Consider the following 15,596-nt stretch of genomic DNA (forward strand, 5'->3'; position numbering starts at 1 on the left):
GGCGATCAGCAAGCCCCGCAGAGGGCACGCCCTCTGCGGGGCTTGCGGCTACCTCGGTGAGCCTCCGGTGACCCCGGCGCCCGCCGGCAGGGCGCCCGGCCCGCGCCGCCGGGGCGCCAGGCCGGCCGCCACCCCGGCCAGCAGCGCAAGCTGCACGAGGAAATTGATCGCAGTGAACTGAAGGAAGAACACCGCCCCCTTCTCCCGCATCACCAAGCGTGCCAGAGCCGGATCGTGCACAGCGAACAGCAGCAGGAAGAGCACAGGCAGCAGCCCCAGGACGGGCGACACGGCGGCCAATGGCGCGGAGAGCACCGTGAGCCCGGCGCACGCCACGCCGCTGGTGCGGTTCAACCGCACGGTGCGGCCTTGGGGCTGTCTCGCCATCATCGGCAGGATCGTCTGGGAGCGCTGGAACTGCTTGCGCAGGATGACGCGGAGCGACTTGTCGTCGTCGTGGCGGCCTGCGATCCGATCCGTCAGGGAGCTGGGATATCGGCGTGCGAGGCGAGCGCCGTACTCCATGTCCTCGCTGTTGCGCAGCGCCTCGTCGAACTCCCCGATCTCCTCGAACACCTCGCGGCGCATCGCACCGAGCGCGAACAGCGCTCCCGAGGGGCCGACGGCGCGCTTGCGGGCGTGATGATTGTGCAGCACGCGATAGTACTCGACCGCGCCCGCCTCGAACATCGGTTCCTTGGCATAGATGCCGTGGACGCAGCCCATGCCCGGGTTCGCCCGGAGGATCTCCACGGCGTTCTCGATGGCGTCCGGTTCGAGTTCGATGTCGGAGTCGAGGAAGAAGAGGATCTCGGCGGTGCTGCCCGCCACCCCCCTGTTGCGGGCTGCGGACGGACCCCGGTTGACCGGGGTCGTGAGCACCGTGCAGGGGAACTCCCGCGCCACGTCCACGGAGAGGTCGGTGCTGGCGTCGTCGACGACGATGACCTCGCCGGGCGGCAGGGTCTGCGCGAACACGGCGGTGAGGCATCGCCGCAGACTCTTCGCGTAGTTGTAGTTGGGGATGATGACGGCGACCTCTGCCATCAGTGCACCTTCCTGAACAGGCTCTCGTAGGCGTCGATGCAGGCGTTCAGGCTGTATCTCGCCACGGCCGCCCGGGCACCGGCACTCCGCCGTTCGGCAGTGACCCCCCGAAGCTCTCCGATCGCGTCGAGGATCGCCTCCGGGTTCCGGGGCGGCACCAGGCGGCCGAAGCCGGTTTCGACCACGGGCACGCGGCCGCCCGGGATGTCGGTGGTGATCGACGGAACTCCGGTCATCATCGCCTCGGCCTGGACGATGCCGAAGGACTCCGAGATGGACGGCAGGGCGAACACGTCGATCGAGGAGTAGAAGTCGTTCATCTCCCGGCCGCCGAGGAGGCCGAGGAGCCGTACCCGCGGATCGTCGCCGGCGGCCTGCCGTACCTGCTCGATGCTGCTGCCGCCCGCGACGTTGACGTAGTCGCCGGCGAGGAGGAGCCGGGCGTCCGGTTCGGGGATCCGGCGGAAGGCTGAGATGAGGTATTCCAGCCCTTTCTCGGCGGCGATGCGCCCCGCGAACCCGACGTGCAGGCCCTCCGTCTCCCGGTAGCCGGCGTCGCCGCCGGTCCTGTCCTGGCAGGGGGCAGGGATGGAGTGGAGGTCCGCCCGCCGCATCGTGGGCCAGAGCCGTGAGTACCGCGCCTGGTCCTCGCTGTTCACCACGACCGCGGCCGAGTGCCGCATCGCCCATCGGGCCGCGGCGTCGACGCCTGCCAGCACCAGCGGGCTGATCAGGCTGCGCCGCAGCCACAGGTCGATGTGGTACGTCGTGACGACGGGCGTGGGGCGGCACATCCGGGCGATCAGCCCGGCCTCCAGCATGGGCGTGTGCAGGTTGACGACGGACGCCCTGCGCGCCAGCCGCGCCGCGGTGTACGGCAGCGACGGGCTGACGGGTCCGCGGCTGATCGTGGTGACGACCGGGCAGCGGAACACCTCGACGCCGTTCAGCCGTTCCCGGCGCGGTAACGAGGGGAGATGCTGTGCGGTCACCACCGCGACCCGCCAGCCACGGCCTGCCAGCCCTTCGCCGATCGCGCGGGCGGAGTCGGTCAGACCGCTGACGTAGGGGGAGTAGTAGTTGAGGACGAGGATGAGGTCGAAACCGGCCATGGGCCCCTCTCTTCCGGCTCGTTGCGGGACCGTACGCGGATATGAGCGACGAGCAGCACCGTTCCGGCCATCGTCAGCTCGCTGAGTGTGCAGATCAGACGGCTGAGCACCACCACGGTGCCGGCCGCGGGAAGCGGGAGGACGACCGTCAGCACCGCGAGGAGAAGCGCCTCGCGTACGCCAAGGCCGTCCGGCGTCAGCAGCGTCAGGTGGCCGATGATGACGGCCAGGCCGAAGGCTCCCGCGCACACCGCGAGCGCCTTGAGCGGGGGAGCCCCCACGGCCACGGCCAGCAGCCACAGATGGATGCCCGAGATCGCCCAAGACAGGCTCTGCCAGGCGATCGCCAGGCGTACCCCGCGCCCTGAGGGGACGTCCTGCGGCTCTTGGCGGCGCAGCAGGCGCAGCACGGCCGACACCATTCGGTGCAGCAGGCCGGGCCGTGCCAGCAGGACACCGATGGGTACGGCGGCCAGGACCATCAGCAGGCCGGGCGTACCCGTCACCGCCGGTGCCGCCGGGATCCCCACCAGGGCGCCCGTCAGTATTCCGATGGCCGCGCTGAGGAGGTAGACGGCCGTCATGCGTGCGGGGGTGACGCCGGCGGCCGTTCCCATCCGGATGTTGGCCAGCAGCGTCCACACCCGTCCGGGTACGAACTTCGCCAGGAAGCCGACGAAGTAGATGCGCGACCCCACCCACAGGCCGATGGGGGAACCGAGCCCGGTGAGCATGGAGTGCCATGACAGCATGCCGATCCACAGGGCGAGCGCGTTGATCAGGAAGGCGGCGCCGGCGTAGGGGAGCAAACGGCGGACGTCGATGGCCTCGAGCGCGGTCCAGTCCTGCTCACGGACGGCCACGACGACGAAGGCGACGACAGCCAGCCCGAAGACGACGGAGATGATGGAGCGGAGCTTGACGATCACGACAGCGTGAACACCTGCGCCACGTGGTCGGACATGCCGCGTCCTTCGACGAACCGGTAACCGGACACCGTCATGTCGCCACGGGACAGCACCCAGTCGAGGCGCCAGAGCCGCAGCCGGTCCTGCGCGTTCCACGACACCGGGTAGAGGCCGGAGCCGGCCGGATCATGGCAGGTCAGATCCCCGCAGAACTGCCGGATCTCCCTCATCCAGGGTGTGGAGTTGAAGTCGCCGGCGACGACGACCTGGTTCTCGTTGGCGGAGAGGTTCTCCCTGAGCTGGTTCAGGTGGGCGACCCTGCGGTGGTACTGCTCACGAACGAATTGGTAGAAGTCACCGCTGAGCGGACTCATGTCCGGGTTCACCTGTACGGCGAGGTGCACGTTGTAGAAGGAGACCAGCCGGTCGCCGACGCTGATGTCCGTACGCAGGGCCTTGGTCGTGTAGTAGTCGTCCCATACGGAGCCGGGCGGCGGGGCGCTGCCGTTGGCGGCGGCGATGGGATGCGCGGCCGAGATCGGTAGCCGGGAGATCGTGACAAGCTCACTCGCCGCCGCGACGTGGTAACCGGGGAACGCGGCCCTGATCCGGGCAAGGTCGTCGATCTTGATGGGCCCATTGGTGTAATGGAGATACTCCTGCAAAAGGTAGATGTCCGCACGTTGCGAACGCAGGAAGTCGAAGAACGTCTCCGGGTCGTCGGCCTGGCTCCAGTAGTCGGCGTTCCAGGAGAAGATCTTCAACCCCGCGGCAGCCGGCGGTGCCGTGAACGAGGCCAGGGAGAGCCCTGACCAGGGGATCCCGAGGACCAGTGTCACGCTCAGCGTCACGGCCACCGGCCATCGGGTACGGCGGGCGGCCAGAGGCGTCACCGCCAGCAGCAGCGCGGGGACGACGATCAGGACCAGCGGCGGCGCCAGCTCGACGAGGGCCCACGGCCACCAGCGCCCGGACAGCAGGACATGGGCGAGCAGGAACGCCGCCCAGAGCGAGGTCCCCGTGATAACCAGGCGGGTGCCCAGGCACCACCGGCCGGTCGCATCCTGTTGCGCCGGACTGCGCGGCGTGGTGACAGTGGTCATCGCAGCCAGACCTCCGAGATCATCGGGGCCAGCAGCGGCAGCCCGATCACGATCAGCGCGCACAGACAGGCGATGACCAGGATCACCCGGTCTCGCACCAGCGTGCGGGACGGATCGGCGCCGCCGCCGTCGATGGCCAGAATCTGGAGATATCTGAACAGGCCGAGAAGCGCCAGCGGGGTGAGCAGGAGGACCGCGAGGCCCGCCACCGGCTGGCGCGCCGTCACTCCGGTCAGGAACAGCATCAGCGACATCGCCGCCAGGCCGGCGCTCAGGGTGAGCATCTGGCCGATCAACTCGGCGGAGTACCCCCTGAGCGCGGGACGGTGCAGCGTCCCCGAGACCTTCAACTCGCTACGGCGCTTGCCCAGCAGGAGCACCAGGCAGAGGAACAGCGCGCACAGCAGCAGCCAGATCGACGGCGCCACCCCGGTGGTCTGGTACCCGGCGACGATGCGTAACTGGAGGCCGATCACGACGACGAAGAGATCCAGCAGGGGGATGTGCTTGAGCCAGATGGTGTAGAGGACGTTGAGCACCAGATAGCAGCCGACCGGGAAGGCGAGCCCGGGGGCGGCCGTCGCGAGCAGCGCGACCAGGACGCCCAGGAGAACGAGACCGAAGATCAACGCGAGCGGGACGGAGGCCTCACCCGAGGCGATCGGCCGCTCCCGCTTGGCCGGATGACGACGATCCCGATCGCGGTCGAGCAGGTCGTTGCCCACATACACGATCGACGCCGTCAGGATGAAGATCAAGACGGCCCACGTCAGCGGGAGCGGCGCGAGGTGCGGCCACGTCACCGGGTCCACCAGCGGAATGAGCACCAGCAGGTTCTTCACCCACTGATGCGGACGGACCAGCGAAATCAGCCCGCGGACTCTGCCCCGGCGTCTGACCGTGGGCAGCACGGGGTTGGGTGGGGCATCCAGTCGGGTGCTGGACATGCGTTACCTCCGGGCCGCCATCAGAAGAAGACCTTGGCCAGCGAGAGAGCGCCCTGACGCCACGGCTCCCGGCTGGTGTTGCCCGTGCTTTTCGCGTCGCTCCGGTGCTGATGAGCCCGCCACCAGTCGTAGGTGAGGAGAATGGCGTCCTGGTTGGACAGACGCGGAGTGAAACCCAGGCGGCGGCGGGCCTTGTCGATGTCCACGTAGGAGTCGTCGAGCAGTTTGTGCACCAGCCTGCCGTACACGGGAGAGAGCCGGAGCCGCTGGAGGAGCTCGAGCGAGCGTACGGCCGGGCGCGCGGGAATCGAGACCACCCGCCTACCGCGGCCCGCGGCGTCGAGCACCGCCTGGAAGTCCTCGCGCAGGGTACCGAACGTGGCCGCGCCCAGGTTGTAGGTGTCCGCAGCGACGTCCTCGGGGGCGGACAGCACCGTCACCACCGCATCGACCAGATCGTCGAGGCCGAGCATCTGGATGCGTACGTCACCGCGTCCCATGACGGGAAAGTTGCGTCCTTCCTCCGCCCATTCGAAGAGCATGGAGAACAGCCCCATGCGACCAGGGCCGAGGAACGTCTTCGGCCTGAGGATGCTCACGCACCGGCCGTCCGCGCGGAACTTCTCGACGACCTCCTCCGCCTCGGCCTTGGCGGCGCTGTAGGTGTCCACGGGCACCCTCGGGTGGTCCTCCGGGGTGGGCACGGTCTTCGGCAGGCCGTAGACGGCGGTCGAGGAGATGTGCACCACTCGCGTGACGCCGGCGTCGGCGGCCGCCTTCAGCATCGACGTGGTGCCGCCGACGATGATGGGCCGGATCTGATCCCTGGGATAGCTCGGCAACGCGGCGGCGCAGTGCACGACGGCGTCGGCGCCGGTCAGCGCGGCGGTCAGCGCGGGCGTGTCGCGGACGTCTGCCACGCGGGAGGTGAACCCCGCCGCCTGGTCCATCGGCCGGAGGTCCACGCCGCACACCTCGACCCCGTCGGCCAGCAGGCGCTCGGTCAGCTGGGAGCCGAGGATTCCCGCGGCTCCGGTCACCACGACCTTGCCTACCACAGTGAACTCACCTTCTCGCGGATGAAGCGGGTCATCAGGTTCGCCAGACCGCGGTCGAGAACCTTCTCCAGAGCGGTCACGAACTCCTCCATGTCCGCAGGCTCCGCCACGAGCGGCGGCCCGACGATGAGAGGGCTCCGCCCGTTGAGCGTGTAGTAGGCGTAGATTCCGTGATCGCGATAGAGCGCATCGATGATCGAACTCGCGATGAGCTTCGCGCGGAACTTCGGGTCCTTCAGCGGAGGCATCCTGCCCGCGATGTCGAGCAGCTTCGAGCCGCCGGTGAGGAAGAGGCCCCAGAGCGCACCCGAGCCGCCGACGTCCGTGACGATGTCGGGATACATCTTCTGCACGCGTTCCAGGCCCGGGCGCAGGACGGCCTCCAGGGCCCGGGCGCGGGCCGGATAGTCGTCCTCCATGGCGATGTTGATCGCCTCCAGCGCCGTCGCGCACTCCTCGCCGAACCCGTAGTAGGTGGTGCTCGTGCTTTGCACCATGGCGTCGGCCATGTTGTCGTACGCCTTGCGGAACACCGGCTCGCGCGCGACGAACGCCGAGATCGACGACTTCCCGCCGCCGAAGGACTTCGACGTGGTGAGCACGTCCGGGACCAGGCCGGGATAGCGCATGAAGTAGAAGAGGGTGCCCGTCTTGCCCCACCCGGTATAGATCTCATCGAAGACGAGCACGATGTTCTCGGCGTCGCACAGCTCCCGCACTCCGCGCAGGAACTCCTCCGAGCACCACGAGACCGTGGAGGCGCTGAACGGCTCGATGAGCAGGGCGTACACGTCGCCGCGGTGCGCCCGTACGGCGGATCGCACCGAGTCGAGGTCGCCGTAGCGGAAGGTGCCCACCCCGGGGATGGTGGGATAGGCGAAGCTGTTCTGCGCGCTCCCCGTCAGGCCGCCGGAGCCCAGCAGCTTGCCGTGGAAGCTGATGTCGGAGCGCAGAATCGTCTTCCGCTTGCCCTGGTGGTACTTGTAGGCGAGCTTGACGGCCCCCTCCACCGCCTCGGCGCCCGAGTTCGGGAAGAACGACATGTTCAGATCGCCGGGCAGGACGGCGGCGAGGTTGTTTCCGAGAGCCGCGATGTAGGGAGAGAAGTAGGTTTTGTGTACCTCCATCCGGCGGTTCTGCTGGAACTTCATCCGGGCCGCCAGGATCCGCGGATGGTTGTGGCCGTGGTTCAGCACGCCGACGCCGCCCGTCAGGTCCAGGATGCGGCGCCCGTCCTTCAGATGGATGTACGCGCCCTCGGCGTGGTCGACCAGTTCCTGGCCGAAGCCGAACGAGGTCATCAGGGAGACCTGGTTCTTGTTGACGTAATCCCGGTAGAGCTGGTGGACCTGATCCGCGGTGAGCTGCTCGGCCTGCTCGACACTCATGAGTTCAGGCATGCACGTTCCCTTCTTGGCGCGTCTTCCCGCGATATGTGGCGTCGTAGAGGCGGCGGAAGGAACCAGAACTCAGCCACTGGATGACGCCGATGGCCGCCGCGGCGCCGACGGTGACGTTGGCGATGAAATGGACCCCGGTGAAGTACAGGCCGAACGCCGTACCGCGGGTGCGCCGGACGAACCGGTACAGCCCGAGGTCCAAAACCACCGACAGGCACAGGAGCGCGAGGGGCATCGGCCACCACAGCGGCCCCAGCGCCACCGGCAGCGCGAGCGCGGGCAGAGCAAGAAAGGCGGCCACGCTGGCCCCCGCCCGCGGCCCGGTCGCGGCGCCACCCGACAGGGCGCGACGGCGCAGGTAGAGCGGGATGTGCAGCCTGGTGCGATGGAACACCTTCCGCAGGACCAACCGGAGCGTGTCGTCGTGGTCGTGCCGTCCCTGCACGGCGGTGCTGCACAGAATTCTCCGGTGCTGGGACAGCCGATAGGCGAAGTCGCCGTCCTCGGTGTGGCGTAGCTGCGGGTCGAACGGCCCGACCTCCGCGAACAGGTCGGCCTCGATGGCGAAGAGCGCGGAGTGGAAGCTGCTCGTACCTTCGGCCTCGTTCATCCAGTAGTACTGGTGGAGGCAGCGGTACTCCTTGATCATGGTGGTCCTGGTCAGCGGCACGGAGTCGTACGTCCCACAGACGGTGCCGATCTCCGGGTCGGACAGGAGGATCGCCACCGCGTTGGCCACCGCGTCAGGGCGGAGCGCCACATCGGAGTCGACGAACATCAGCACCTCACCCGAGGCGTGTGCCGCGCCGAGGTTGCGTGCGGTGGCGGCTCCGCCATTGGCCGCGGTGCTCACGACGCGTGCTCCGTACCTCTGTGCCACCTCGACGGAGTCGTCGGTGCTGCAGTCGTCGGCGACGATGAGCTCGATCGGTTCGTAGGTCTGCTCGCGAGCGGCTTTCAGGCAGGGCGCGAGGGCATGTCCGTAATTGAAGTTCGGCACGATGATCGCGACGAGGGGTCTTCTCTGGTCCATGCAAACCCCCTTAGTGATGGTGCTGAGCGAGTGTCACAACAAAGGATCATCAGCGGCGGGTTGATGCGCGAGAGACGGAAGATCGCTCAAATGGAGTAGCCATCCGGCGCGGTTCGTCCCAGGAGCCTTCAGACCTTGGGGGAAGCACGGCCGGTCTGGTGGATCAGATGTGACGATGCCCACGAGCCGTGCCGTGAACAGATGGACGAAGCCGAGTGCCGCCGCGAGTCCGACCAGGACGGCGATCGTTTGAATGCTGACTGATCCCGACGCGCGAGGTCCTACGCCGACTGCGGCTCCTTGCGCGTCCGGATACCGTCCTGCGCCGGCACTGCGATCTGCTCAAGCACCTCTTCCATGTGTAAGCGGTTACAATTTCCGCAGTCATGTATCCCCGGTGACGGCGACAACCGAAGCCGCCGACAGGAGAGTCAGTCAGTCATGGTGGGACAGCCCCTCGTGCGCCTGCAGGATGTTGCCGAGCATGCCGGGGTGTCGCTTGCCACCGCCTCGCGGATGCTGAGCGACCCCGAATACGGCGGCCGGGCCGGCCTGCGCGAACGTGTTCTCGCCTCGGCCGCCGAGCTGGGATACCGGCCCAACCCGCACGCCCGCGCCCTTGCCATGGCCACCTCGACGAATATCGGCCTGGTCATCCACGACGTCCGCGATCCGTACTTCGCGACGCTCAGCGGGGGTGTCATCACCGTGGCGGAGCGGCACGATCTGCTGGTCAGCATGGTGTGCTCCTACCGCGACGCCTCCCGAGAGCTGGAGTACACCAAGCGGTTGGCCGACCAACGCGTGCGCGCCATCATCCTGGCCGGCAGCTCGGTGCGCGACAGTGCCCACGCCGCGGCGATGCACGCCGAGCTCGTCTCCTACCAGCACTCCGGCGGATCGGTCGTGTCCGTGACACGGGGTCGCACGGTCGGTCACGTGGTCGACATCGACAACTCCGGCGGCATGCGCACGCTCGTGCACGCCATGGTGGAGCTGGGCCACACCTCGTTCGGTGTGATCGCCGGACCGCTGCGGCTGCTCGCGGTCCGCGACCGCCTGCAGGGCATCAGGCAAGGACTCAAGGATCATGGCCTCACACTGGGACGCGACGACATCGTGTACGTCGACATGTCGCGCGATGGCGGGCTGGCCGGTGCGCATCTGCTGATGAAGCGGCCCAAGCCGCCTCGCTGCCTGCTGGCCATCTCCGACGTCGTTGCCTTCGGCGCGCTGTCCTGGCTCCGGGCGCAGGGCATGACCGTCCCCGACGATGTGTCGGTCACCGGCTTCGGCGGGATACCGGCCGCGATCGACGCGGTGCCCTCGCTCACCACCGTCGAGCTCCCGCTTGAGCAGGTGGGTGAGAACGCGATGGAGCTCGCGCTGAAACCCGCGTCCCCGCGGCACATCGTGGAGGTCAAGGGCACTCTCGTGCGGCGCGACAGCGTCGCACCGCCGCGCTGATCCGCCATTCAACCCGCGACCGGCTCCTCCCGGGCCTGAGATCGACCGCTCGCAGGCCCAAGGACCGACCGCCCGAAGCGGGCCGTGATCGTGCTCAGGACGTCGTCGGGATCGGTCGCCCACACCGCCTCGTTGAAGATCTCGATCTCGATCGGACCGGCGTACCCTGCGGAGCCGATCGCCCGAGTGATCGCCGGGATGTCGATCGTGCCCTCGCCGGGGATGCCGCGGCCGAACAGCGGGTGCGGCTGCGGCACCAGCCAGTCGCACGCCTGGTACGAGATCGTGCGCTCACCCGCACGTTCGATCGCCGCGTAGAGGTTCGGGTCCCACCACACGTTGTACGTGTCGACCGCCAGGCCGACGTGTGCCGGGTCGAATCGCTCCACGATGTCCAGTGCCTGGTCGAGCGTCACGACGACGGATCGCTCCGCGCACATCATCGGATGCAGCGGCTCGACGGCGAGGCGCACCCCCGCCGACGCGGCGTACGGAACCAGCTCGGCGATGCCCTCGATGACGGCCTGGCGTGCCGCCTCGAGGTCGAGGTCGTCGCGCACCCCACCGGCCACCAGGTACAGCACGTCGCCGCCGATCGCGGCGGTCACATCGACGGCGCGCTGGTTCGCCGCGCGATCGAGTCCGCCTCCGTCAGGGTTCTCGCCGGTGAAGAAGCCCGCCCGGCAGACACTGGAGACCTGTACGTCGTGCTCGCGCAGCAGCTTCGCCGCACGATCGACGCCGTACTCCCGCACTGGGCCGAGCCATGCTCCCAGCCAGCCGATCCCGTGCCTGGCCAGGCCCCGGACCGTCTCTTCGAAGGAGGAGTTCTTCACGGTGATCTGGTTGATGCTCAGTCGCTCTGTGTTCACGAGAGACCCTTTCCGTCGATGACCGGCGCGGCCGGCACAGGCAGCATGTGCTGGACGTGTGCGAGAAACACCTGCGGCCCTCCGCGGCCGGGTGGGCGCGGAGGGCCCGCGACGTCAGGCCGGTTCCAGCGTCAACTCGGGAACGTCTATCCAGCGCCGCTCCCGTGACGACTGCAGAGCCAGCTCGGCCAGTTGCACGCCCTTGGCGCCCTCGAACAGATCCCAGGCGAATGGCTCGTCCTCCACGACGTGCCGGAGGAACATCTCCCACTGGACGCGGAACGCGTTGTCGAACTCCTCGTTGTCGGGCACCTCGCTCCAGCCGGCGCGGAAGTCGAGCGGGTTCGGGACGTCAGGGTTCCACACCGGCATCGGTGTGTTGACCCGTTCCTGGGTCCTGCAGTCACGCAGACCGGCGATCGCGCTGCCGTGGGTTCCGTCCAGCTGCCACTCACCGATCTCGTCGCGGTAGGGCCGGGTCGCCCAGGACGTGGTGAACTGCGAGAGGACGCCGTTCTCGAGCTTGAACATGCCGTATGCGGCGTCCTCGGCGGTCGACTGGTACTCCTCGCCGTTCTCGTCCCACCGCCTCGGGATGTGGATCTCCGTGTGACAGAGAACCGACGTGATCGGCGAGACGATGTTGTCGATCAGGTAGCGCCAGTGGGGATACATGTCGAGGATGAGTCCGCCGCCGTCCTCGCTGCGGTAGTTCCACGACGGACGGTTCGGGGGTTGCCAGTCGCCTTCGAAGACCCAGTAGCCGAAGTTCAGCCGGAAGCTGAGCAGGGTGCCGAAGAAGCCGGAGTCGATGAGCCGCTTGAGTTTGCGCATGCCCGGAAGGAAGAGCTTGTCCTGGACGACGCCGTTCTTGAGCCCGGCGCTCGTGGCCAGGCGCGCGAGTTCAAGGGCATCGCCCAGCGATGCGGCGGTCGGCTTCTCGCAGAAGACGTGCTTCCCGGCGGCGATGGCCTTGCGAATCGACGCCGCTCGTTCCTTGGTGGTCTGCGCGTCGAAGTAGATGCTGTCGCCGGCGTTGTCCAGCGCTTCGTCGAGACTGGTCGTCCACCGGTCGATCCCGCAGCGCCTGGCCAGGTTCTCGAGTTTGGCCGGGTTGCGTCCGACGAGGATCGGGTCGACCATCAGCCGCCGCCCGTCGGCCAGCTGCATCCCTCCTTGATCGCGGATCGCCAGGACCGAGCGTTCCAGATGCTGGCGCGTCCCCATCCGTCCGGTGACGCCGTTCATGATGATTCCGACGCGAACGTGATCCATGTCCGACTCCTCTCTGGTTTCTGTAAGCGCTTTCTAATCGCTGTGCTCGTAATCTGTCAAGGAGCACCTTAACAGTCGAACAACCTGCACGCGTTGCCGCCGAGGGCCGCAGCGCGACGGCCTGTGTCAATGAGCGGACGCCCACGACGGCTCGGGCCGCGGTCGTGTCGCCGGCGGGAAAGGGGATCGTCTCTTGAGGTGTTCGTCATGCTGTGCGAGCATAGCCCAAAATTGAAAGCGCTTTCTAAGGAGCAGCATGGCTGCACGGAACGGGAAGGGTTCGCTAAGTGGCCGCGTCGTCGCGGTGACCGGCGGCGGGAAAGGGATCGGCCGGGCGATCGTCCTGGCCGCCGCGGCGGAGGGAGCGAGCGTCGCGGTGGCTTACCACGACAGTGAGACAGGTGCGAAGGAGGTCGCAGACCTCGTGCGCGGGCACGGCCTCGAGGCAGAGGTGTTCGCGTGCGACGTCACCGACCGGGAGCAGGTCTTCTCCTTCATCCGAGGGGCGGAGAAGCGGTTCGGGCGTATCGATGGCCTGATCAACAATGCCGGGGTCATGCCGGACTCGCCGTTCCTGGAGATGACGGCCGGAGAGTGGGATCGGGTCATCGCTACCAATCTGACCAGCGCCTTTCACGCCAGCCAGGCCGTCCTGCCGGGCATGCTCGAGCGGGGCAAGGGCGCCATCGTCAACGTCGCGTCACGGCTGGGGCTGGTCGGCTGGCCGGGGGTCGCCCACTACGCGAGCGCCAAGGCAGGCGTCATCGCGCTCGCGAAGTCGATCTCACGGGAGTTCGGCCAGCGAGGCATCCGGGCGAACTGCGTGGCACCGGGGGTCACCAACACCGACATGGGACGCATGGTGATGCAAGGCGAGGTCGGCCGCCGCCGGATGGCCGAGCTCCCGTTGGGGCGCTTCGGTGAGCCCGGCGAGGTCGCGGACTGCGTCGTGTACCTGCTGTCGGACGCGTCGTCGCTGCTGATCGGGCAGACCCTCAATCCCAACAGCGGCGGGTTGATGCCATGAGCCCGGTGATCGGCACTGTCGAGGACGCCGTCGCGCTGATCCATGACGGCGCGGCCGTCTGGGTGGGAGGCTCCGGCGCCGGACACGGCGTCCCGCAAGCCTTCATCGACGCATTGGCTGAGCACTTCGGGCGCGCCGGCCGTCCTCGCGACCTGACGACGGTGCGGGTCGTCGGCATCGGTGACTTCGGCGACGTCGGGTTCTCCCAGCTCGCGCTCCCCGGGCTGGCGCGGCGCACGATCGGCAGCAACATCGGCAACGAGCCGCGGCTGGGCGCCCTCGTCACGGCGGGCGCCCTCGAGGCGTACTCGCTGCCTCAGGGAGTCCTGTCGGCCCTGTGCCGTGACATGGCCGCAGGCCGCCCGGGCCACCTGACGCACGTCGGACTCGGCACGTACGTAGATCCGCGGCAGACCGGAGGGCGGCAGAACGCCCGCACGATCGAGTGCATCGTCGAGGTCGTCGAGCTGGCCGGGCGGGAGTGGTTGTTCTACCACTCGCTGCCGATCGACATCGCCGTCATCCGGGCGACCACCGCCGACGAGGACGGCAACCTGACATTTGAGCACGAGCCTATTCTCGGCGACTCGCTCGCGCTCGCCATGGCGGCGCACAACAACGGTGGCAAGGTGGTCGTTCAGGTCGAGCGTCTAGCCGGCCGCGGGTCGCTGCGCCCCGGCGACATCCGCATCCCCGGCGCGCTGACCGACCTTGTGTACACCGACGCACGGCAGCGCCAAACGTACCTCACGTCTCACTCTCCCTACTACTCCGGCGAACTGCGGGCGCCCTCGGCCGGGCTGGCGCGGACTCCGCTCGACGTTCGCAAGGTCATCGCGCGTCGCTCGTTCATGGAGTTCCGTCCCGGCGACATCTGCAATCTCGGGTTCGGCATCTCCCAGCAGATCGGGTCGATCGCCGCTGAGGAAGGCGTGGCCGAGGCGCTGACGCTGACCGTGGAGCAGGGCATCTTCGGCGGGGTGCCCGCGTTCGGCGGGGACGGCGGCGCCGGGTACAACTACCAGGCCCGGCTGGAGCAGCCCTCGATGTTCGACTTCTACGACGGCGGCGGGCTGGACATCGCCAGCCTGTCGTTCGCGCAGGTCGACCGCGCCGGCAATGTCAATGTGCACGCTTTCGACGAGCATCCCCGTGGTCCGGGCGGCTTCATCAACATCAGCACCAGCACCAAGCGGCTCTGCTTTGTGGGCACGTTCACCGCCGGCGGCCTGCGGGTCTCCTTCGACGACGGCTCCCTCAGCATCGTGCGGGAAGGCCGCCACCGCAAATTCGTCGACGCGGTGACCGAAATCAGCTTCAACGGAGAGCTGGCGGCGCAGAAAGGGCAGTCGGTGCGCTACGTGACCGAACGAGCCGTCTTCGAGTTGACTCCCGAGGGCCTCGCGCTGATCGAGGTGGCGCCCGGCATCGACGTCGAGCGTGACGTACTGGCCCACATGGGTGTGAAGCCCGCGATGAGCGCGTCGCTCACGCTGATGGATGCGCGGCTGTTCGCGCCGGAGCCCATGGGCCTCGCCCGCCACTTCCGCACCGAGGAGGCGCTCTCGTGACCGAGCTGGTGCATCTGGTCCCCGGGATCTGCGCCGAGATCGTGCTGGACAACCCGCCGATGAACGTCGTGACGACCGAGCTTACGGCCCAGCTGCGTCAGGTGCTGCAGGCGGTGGCGGAGGACGCCGCCACCCGCGCGGTGATCGTGTACGGGGCCGGCGGCCGGGCCTTCTGCGCCGGCTCGGACATCGCGGAGTTCGAGTCGCTTCACGGACGCGCCGCCGAGGGCAAGCTGCTTCTGGAGAAACTGGTCTACCGCCAACTCGCCATGCTCCAGGTGCCCACGATCGCGGCCATCGAGGGTCACGCGCTCGGCGGCGGGCTCGAGCTGGCGCTGTGCTGCGACTTCCGCATCGCCACGCCCCGGTCCAAGCTCGGCATGCCCGAGCTCAAGCTCGGTGTGACTCCTGGCAGCGGCGGCACACAGCGCCTGCCCCGCATCGTCGGCCCGGCGCGTGCCAAAGAGATCATCCTGCTCGGACAGCCGATGGACGTCGGCAAGGCGCTGTCGATCGGGCTGCTCACCCAGGTCGTCGAGGTCGGCGGGGCCGTGGCCGCCGCACGTGAGATGGCGGCCACGCTCGCCGAGCGCGGGCCGGTGGCCATGCGGGTGGCGAAGAAGCTGCTCGACGCCGCCACGGAGACCACCCTCGAGGAGGGCCTAGCGCTCGAGATGGACGGATCTGAGGTCGTGTTCGCGACCGGCGACGTCCTGGAGGGCGCACGGGCCTTCCTCGGAAAGCGCGCACCCCGGTTCATCGGTCGCTGAACCATC

General features: G+C 68.3%; 14 protein-coding genes. 4 read left to right on the plus strand and 10 right to left on the minus strand.

Features of this window, described 5'->3' with window-relative positions:
* Positions 1–48: 48 nt before the first annotated feature.
* The 8 genes from MBA17_RS15060 to MBA17_RS15095 are packed head-to-tail and all read right to left on the minus strand — an operon-like array spanning position 49 to position 8,608.
* Positions 49–1,047, minus strand: coding sequence for a glycosyltransferase family 2 protein (locus MBA17_RS15060; RefSeq protein ID WP_238497064.1), 999 nt, complete (start codon positions 1,045–1,047; stop codon positions 49–51).
* Complete coding sequence (locus MBA17_RS15065; RefSeq protein ID WP_238497065.1) at positions 1,047–2,159, minus strand: glycosyltransferase family 4 protein; 1,113 nt, start codon at positions 2,157–2,159, stop codon at positions 1,047–1,049. The genes MBA17_RS15060 and MBA17_RS15065 overlap by 1 nt, the downstream gene beginning before the upstream one ends.
* Entirely contained in the window at positions 2,099–3,088 is a 990-nt protein-coding gene (locus MBA17_RS15070) for a lysylphosphatidylglycerol synthase domain-containing protein (RefSeq protein ID WP_238497066.1), read from the minus strand. The genes MBA17_RS15065 and MBA17_RS15070 overlap by 61 nt, the downstream gene beginning before the upstream one ends.
* Positions 3,085–4,170, minus strand: coding sequence for an endonuclease/exonuclease/phosphatase family protein (locus tag MBA17_RS15075; protein WP_238497067.1), 1,086 nt, complete (start codon positions 4,168–4,170; stop codon positions 3,085–3,087). The genes MBA17_RS15070 and MBA17_RS15075 overlap by 4 nt, the downstream gene beginning before the upstream one ends.
* A complete protein-coding gene (locus MBA17_RS15080; protein ID WP_238497068.1) occupies positions 4,167–5,117 on the minus strand; it encodes a UbiA family prenyltransferase in 951 nt (316 codons plus the stop codon). Before MBA17_RS15080 ends, MBA17_RS15075 begins: the two co-directional genes overlap by 4 nt.
* 20 nt (positions 5,118–5,137) lie before the next feature.
* Positions 5,138–6,175: an NAD-dependent epimerase/dehydratase family protein gene (locus MBA17_RS15085; RefSeq protein ID WP_238497069.1), complete on the minus strand. Its 1,038-nt coding sequence runs from the start codon at positions 6,173–6,175 to the stop codon at positions 5,138–5,140.
* Positions 6,169–7,575, minus strand: coding sequence for an aspartate aminotransferase family protein (locus MBA17_RS15090; RefSeq protein ID WP_238497070.1), 1,407 nt, complete (start codon positions 7,573–7,575; stop codon positions 6,169–6,171). The genes MBA17_RS15085 and MBA17_RS15090 overlap by 7 nt, the downstream gene beginning before the upstream one ends.
* Entirely contained in the window at positions 7,568–8,608 is a 1,041-nt protein-coding gene (locus tag MBA17_RS15095; RefSeq protein ID WP_238497071.1) for a glycosyltransferase family 2 protein, read from the minus strand. Before MBA17_RS15095 ends, MBA17_RS15090 begins: the two co-directional genes overlap by 8 nt.
* A 441-nt stretch (positions 8,609–9,049) precedes the next feature.
* Between MBA17_RS15095 and MBA17_RS15100 the strand changes: the two genes are divergently transcribed.
* Complete coding sequence (locus MBA17_RS15100; protein WP_238497072.1) at positions 9,050–10,075, plus strand: LacI family DNA-binding transcriptional regulator; 1,026 nt, start codon at positions 9,050–9,052, stop codon at positions 10,073–10,075.
* An 8-nt stretch (positions 10,076–10,083) separates the two neighbouring features.
* Here MBA17_RS15100 and MBA17_RS15105 read toward each other — a convergent pair whose 3' ends face one another.
* A complete protein-coding gene (locus MBA17_RS15105) occupies positions 10,084–10,947 on the minus strand; it encodes a sugar phosphate isomerase/epimerase family protein (RefSeq protein ID WP_238497073.1) in 864 nt (287 codons plus the stop codon).
* A 114-nt stretch (positions 10,948–11,061) separates the two neighbouring features.
* Positions 11,062–12,222: a Gfo/Idh/MocA family protein gene (locus tag MBA17_RS15110; RefSeq protein WP_238497074.1), complete on the minus strand. Its 1,161-nt coding sequence runs from the start codon at positions 12,220–12,222 to the stop codon at positions 11,062–11,064.
* A 304-nt stretch (positions 12,223–12,526) separates the two neighbouring features.
* Between MBA17_RS15110 and MBA17_RS15115 the strand changes: the two genes are divergently transcribed.
* The 3 genes from MBA17_RS15115 to MBA17_RS15125 are packed head-to-tail and all read left to right on the plus strand — an operon-like array spanning position 12,527 to position 15,590.
* Complete coding sequence (locus MBA17_RS15115) at positions 12,527–13,249, plus strand: SDR family NAD(P)-dependent oxidoreductase (RefSeq protein ID WP_238497075.1); 723 nt, start codon at positions 12,527–12,529, stop codon at positions 13,247–13,249.
* Positions 13,250–13,254: 5 nt separating this feature from the next.
* A complete protein-coding gene (locus MBA17_RS15120) occupies positions 13,255–14,820 on the plus strand; it encodes an acyl CoA:acetate/3-ketoacid CoA transferase (protein WP_238497076.1) in 1,566 nt (521 codons plus the stop codon).
* A complete protein-coding gene (locus MBA17_RS15125) occupies positions 14,817–15,590 on the plus strand; it encodes an enoyl-CoA hydratase/isomerase family protein (protein WP_238497077.1) in 774 nt (257 codons plus the stop codon). The genes MBA17_RS15120 and MBA17_RS15125 overlap by 4 nt, the downstream gene beginning before the upstream one ends.
* Positions 15,591–15,596 lie beyond the last annotated feature (6 nt).

The sequence above is a fragment of the Dolomitihabitans soli genome (genome assembly GCF_022213955.1).
Classification (GTDB): domain Bacteria; phylum Actinomycetota; class Actinomycetes; order Streptosporangiales; family Streptosporangiaceae; genus Streptosporangium_A; species Streptosporangium_A soli.